General features: G+C 41.5%; 4 protein-coding genes. All 4 read left to right on the top strand.

The features are described from left to right. A partial coding sequence (locus V7L29_RS03105; RefSeq protein ID WP_334734499.1) for an IS630 family transposase occupies positions 1 to 738 on the top strand: 738 nt, incomplete at its 5' end. A gap of 339 nt (positions 739 to 1077) precedes the next feature. Continuing rightward, positions 1078 to 3738 (top strand): TonB-dependent siderophore receptor, encoded by a 2661-nt coding sequence (locus V7L29_RS03100; protein WP_334734498.1) that lies wholly within the window; start codon positions 1078 to 1080, stop codon positions 3736 to 3738. Positions 3739 to 3813: 75 nt separating this feature from the next. Continuing rightward, the gene (locus V7L29_RS03095) at positions 3814 to 3981 is read left to right on the top strand and encodes a PepSY-associated TM helix domain-containing protein (RefSeq protein ID WP_334734497.1); all 168 of its coding nucleotides are present in this window, start codon (positions 3814 to 3816) and stop codon (positions 3979 to 3981) included. A gap of 322 nt (positions 3982 to 4303) precedes the next feature. Next, entirely contained in the window at positions 4304 to 5422 is a 1119-nt protein-coding gene (locus V7L29_RS03090; RefSeq protein WP_334734496.1) for a PepSY-associated TM helix domain-containing protein, read from the top strand. Positions 5423 to 5462: the final 40 nt, after the last annotated feature.

The raw sequence follows: 5462 nt of genomic DNA, 5'->3' as shown, positions 1-5462 counted from the left end.
GCTATGGTCAAATTCAACAATGGCTCGTTGGCGAGTTCAAACTGGACATCGCCTATAAAACAGTTTATGAACTCGTTCGCTATCGAATTGGTGCCAAGCTCAAAGTTCCTCGCCCTCGAAGTACCAAGCAACATCCACAGAGTCTGTCTCACTTTAAAAAAACTTCCTCTAGCATTCAAATTCTTGCAGGAGGAATTTGGAGAAGGGAAACGCTTGAGGTACTTGTGTCAAGATGAAACACGTTTAGGATTAAAGACAATCGCAGGACGTTTAATTACGGCTCCTGGAGTTAAACCTGTGGGTTTAAGTCAATGGCAACGTGAAAATTTTTCTTTATACGGAGTAGTGGAACCTCTAAGTGGATACAGCTTTTTCTATGAGTTCCCCTACCTCAATGGGGAAGCAGTTTTCAACAGTTTTTGGAGTTGGTGTCTGCTGACAAGAGGTGATGACATTGCGGTTATCCAGTTTGACCAAGGGTCTTTTCACAAAGCGAAAGCTCTCAATTGTCCAGATAATATTATCCCTATCTTTCAACCGACTCACTCTCCTGAACTCAACCCAATTGAGCGGTTTTGGGAATTTCTCAAATCTAAACTGCAATGGGAAAATTGTAAAACCATCGCACAGCTACAGCAAAAGTTAACTGATGTCCTCAAAGAAATTACACCTTCCATGATTGCCTCTCTCACTTCTTATGACTTTATCCTTGAAGCCTTATTTAGCACAGCTTCATAAAGAATTGGTATAAGGAAAGAAGTGAAAAATTTTTGCACACTCGAATTAAAGCGATCGCTCTTGCGTTTGTTGCACGCCAAAATTTTTACATCTAGGAATTGATTGTGTAGATGGGATATTGGTAGATTAAAACTCGTAAAAATGTTGCCTTAGCACAAGCTCGCCACCGATGATTGTCAACTCGCTTGATAAAGAACTTCTGACAATTTCTTGCAATTACTTAGTCATTTCCTGTAATGTTTCCTATCAGGTGGGTGATTGCTGAGATCAATAAATAACAGCTATTTGCTGCTTTGTTGAGAAGAGTTGCAATCGAGTGAGTAGGAATAGAGGTGACAAATGGTGTTAAAGCAGATATTGAAGATTGTTTTGGTGACAAGCTGTGTTTGGGTTTGGTGTGCAATGAGCGCAACTGCTAGCTCTCTACCCAAAAAAGAGGTAATTAGAGAATCGATTGCATCAGTATTACGAAATTCTCGGTCAATTAAACAGATTTCAACACTCAGTGAGATAGAATTACCCAGCACTAGCGCCAGATTGCTAGTACAGACACCAGCACCAAGCAACCCTCCTCAACAAAGGGGTTCAGTTGTACCAATTACAGGAGTTAAAGCCAATCCCACTGCTAAAGGTGTGGAAATACTTTTACAGACAACTGCTGGGACTCAACTACAAGTGACAAATCGCAGTACAGGCAATAATTTTATTGTCGATGTATCTGGCGGGCAATTGCGTTTACCATCGGGCGATACTTATACATTTCGTTCCGAGAAACCGCTTGCGGGAATTACACAAATAACGGTAATAAACCTTGATGCAAATACTGTGCGAGTAACGGTGGTAGGCGAGAAAGCTTTGCCAACAGTTGAATTATACGATGATAATGCAGGTCTAGTTTTTGCGGTAGCAACTACAGCAACAGCGACTTCTCCTCAACAGCCACCACAAGCGCAGCCGCCCCAAAGCCAGACACAGCCAACTCAACCATCGGCATCAGGTGATGAGCCAATTGAGTTAGTGGTGACAGGTGAGCAAGATGGGTATCGCGTAACAGATGGCTCAACTGCCACCAAAACCGATACGCCCCTGCGCGATATTCCCCAGTCAATTCAAGTGATTCCTCAACAAGTAATCAAAGATCAGCAAATCACACGGATTAGCGATGCGGTACGCAATGCCAGCGGTGTCACAGTGCAAGGTGGTTACGCTGGGCACACAGATAACTACGTGATCCGAGGATTTAGCACGTATTTCGACCTCAGAAATGGTTTTGCAGTTCCAGATAACTACAGTAACTACATTAGTCCGATTAATGTTGAACGAGTTGAAGTTCTTAAAGGTCCGGCTTCAGTTCTTTATGGTCAGTTTGAACCAGGTGGTGTGGTCAATTACATTACTAAACAACCTTTGACAACTCCCTATTATTCAGCTGAATTCACACTGGGAAATTATGATTACTATCGTGGTGCTATCGACTTTTCCCAACCACTAACCGCAGATAAAAAGGTGTTGTCGCGCCTGAATATTGCTTATGAAAATTCCGGTAGTTTTATCGATTTTGTCAATGGAGAAAGCTATTCGATAGCACCCGTAATATCTTTACAACTCAGCGATGCCACAAACTTGACTTTAGAATACGAGCATAATATTGTCAACCGAACATTTTACGATGGGTTGCCACCTGTTCGCCAATCTTTTGAAGTTCCCATTAGCCGTTATTTAGGAGAACCAAACGCCGATAGTTACAATTTCCAATCTGATATAGCCACTATCACTTTAAAGCATCGTTTTAGTGACAATTTCCAATTCCGCAGTGCCTTGTTAATCAACAATAATAGTGGTGATTATAACACTGTCCGAGCATTCTCACTTTTAGATGACGGTCGTACACTATCGCGAGAGCTTGCAGGATCTCTTGACTACTTCAGAGGAATGAGTCTACAAAATGAGCTAGTCAGTAAGTTCAAAACTGGAAGCATCAATCATCAATTACTGCTAGGTTTGGATTTCAGTTGGGCGCACTATGTGAATGATTACCTTCGGACTCCCGCACCGAACCTGGATCTATTTAATCCGGTGTATGGTGCGCCACTGCCAACCAGTTTTTCGGACGCCGAGAACGCGAAAACAGATACTAATACTGTGGCTGTCTACTTGCAAGATCAGGTGACATTGCTGCCTAGTTTGAAGCTATTAGTTGGTGGTAGATTTGATTTTATCAACGAGAATTACAAAGACATAGACTTGAATAACAATAATCAACTCCTCTCCAAGGATCAGTTTAACGATCAAGCTTTTTCACCGCGTGTGGGACTAGTTTATCAACCCATAGAGCCGATCTCTCTCTACGCTAGTTACGCTCAATCTTTTAACCCCAACGATAGTCGAACGGCAAGCGGACAAGCTTTACAGCCGAGTAGTGGAACCCAGTATGAAGTCGGGATAAAAACTGAGTGGTTAAATAAGCAGCTTTCGACCACACTAGCTGCGTATGATATTACAAAAACCAATGTCGCGACAACCGATCCAAGTAATAGTGATTTCTCAGTTGCCACAGGAGAAGTTAAGAGTCGCGGTATTGAACTAGATATTGCCGGGAAAATTTTACCGGGTTGGAATGTGATTGCATCCTTTGCTCACAACGATGCCTATGTCAGCAAAGATAATAGCATACCTGTGGGTAATAGATTGGTCAATGCACCGAGGTACAACGCTAGTTTGTGGACAAGCTATGAAATTCAAAGTGGTTCTTTTAAGGGATTGGGGTTTGGTGGGGGAGTGTTTTTTGTCGGCGATCGCCAAGCTTTACTACCAAACAATGGACTGATCATTCCCTCTTACGTCAGAACTGATGCCTCTATTTTCTATAAAAAAGAACGTTGGCGCGTCGGTCTCAATTTCAAGAATCTTTTGGATACTAGATATTACGATTCTCAGGGCTACCTTCTGCGCCCTGGAGCGCCGTTGACTGTTCTAGGAACGATTTCTCTGGAGTTTTGATAGAACTCTAACTTTCCTCAATGCTGTAGTGGGGATTGAGGGGGGTGAAAAATCCAACTTGCTTTCGTAGCGATTATGAACCGGAAAAAAGTACGTGATATCGTTTTTTACCTGCACCGTTCTATCGGTTTTTGTGTTGGACTGTTGTTAATTGTCGTTGGCTTAACAGGTAGCTTGTTAGTGTTCGAGCAAGATTTTGATAAATGGATGATCACTAGACAGTATGGGATTATTACTCCCTAACAGAAGCAGTTATCTCCAGAGTCTGTGCTGAATATAATTGAGGCGAAATATGCCGCACGAGATGATCTGCATCTATTTCGGATTTATGTACCTGAAACTCCATCCTCTCCGTACATAGGGCAGTTTTCATCAGCTAACGATATTCGTACAGAAGTTTTTATTCACCCAAATTACACCTTCCATGATTGCCTCTCTCACTTCTTATGACTTTATCCTTGAAGCCTTATTTAGCACAGCTTCATAAAGAATTGGTATAACCGTGCGATTTTAATTGAGAAAACCAATCTCATATCTGGTGACATTATGCAAAGGAGCATTTACCTTGAATTCTAAAAAAGTACGCAACTTGATATTTACCCTACATCGTTACTTGGGTCTAGCACTAGGATTGATTGCAATTATCATCGGCTTGACGGGTAGTCTACTAGTTTTCCACACAGAAATTGACAACTTCGCTCAATATCATCAAAGTGGCACCATCATTCCTCAAAGAGAACAACTACCAATCGAAGTTGTCCTTAATACCGTCAAAAAAGCCTACGCCAATCAACCAGATACAACTATTCAACGGTATTACCCACCCTCAAAGCTAGATCAGTCAATAAAGGTTATCCTCAAAACAAAGGAATTTGACTGGCTGCCAATCTACGTTAATCCTTACACAGGAGTAATCCTCAACCCTAACTCTAAGACAAGCTCGATCCAAAAGATATTTTTTGATATTATCTATCCACTCCACTACAGCCTTTTAAGTGGTGACATTGGTCTTAAGTTTGTGGGCATTGTGGGATTACTGTTCACAATCTTGAGTATTACAGGCTTTATCTTATGGCCCGGTTGGCGCAAGTTGATCGCTGGCTTCAAAATAAAATGGAATGCTCATCCCAAGCGGATGAACTTTGATATTCACAAAGTTGCTGGTGTGATTACAGCCACATTTCTAGTCTTTACCTTTTTCACAGGCTTTTGCTGGAACTTTTCTGAATTTGTCAACCCAATAATCTACGCACTCACCTTCTCTAAACCTCAACCCAACTTGGTTTCTGTACCTATTTCCGGTCAGTTGCCGCTTGGACTAAAAGACCAATTAAAAATCGCTGAAGCTGCTCTGCCCAATGCATCACTTAGTGTAATTGGCTTTCCAAGTAAACCAGAAGAGACTTTTTGGTTTAACTTTAATCTTGGCGATGTTTTTCTTGACCAGTATAGCGGCAAGGTTTTACAAGTATCTAAGATCGCAACTGCATCATTAGGCGATCGCGTCCTCAATTCTTTCAACTATTTGCACTATGGCACTTTCTGGGGACTTCCATCCCGTATTTTCTACGTGTTTGTAGGATTTGCACCGTTAATTCTATTTATCACTGGTTTTGTGATGTGGCGATATCGTTATCGGGCAAAACCGACTACAAAAGATAAAATTTATACAACTTCAATTTGAAGCTTTACGAATTAGCATTTTTATTTACGGCGTTTGAGTA

It is taken from the genome of Nostoc sp. (assembly GCF_036916575.1).
Taxonomy (GTDB): domain Bacteria; phylum Cyanobacteriota; class Cyanobacteriia; order Cyanobacteriales; family Nostocaceae; genus Nostoc.
Note: the sequence above shows the minus strand (reverse complement) of the source record. Positions and strands in the feature narration are given on the sequence as shown.

Coding starts and splice junctions, on each gene's coding strand:
- V7L29_RS03095 (WP_334734497.1), top strand. CDS start 3,814: ATGAACCGGAAAAAAGTACGTGATATCGTTTTTTACCTGCACCGTTCT.
- V7L29_RS03100 (WP_334734498.1), top strand. CDS start 1,078: ATGGTGTTAAAGCAGATATTGAAGATTGTTTTGGTGACAAGCTGTGTT.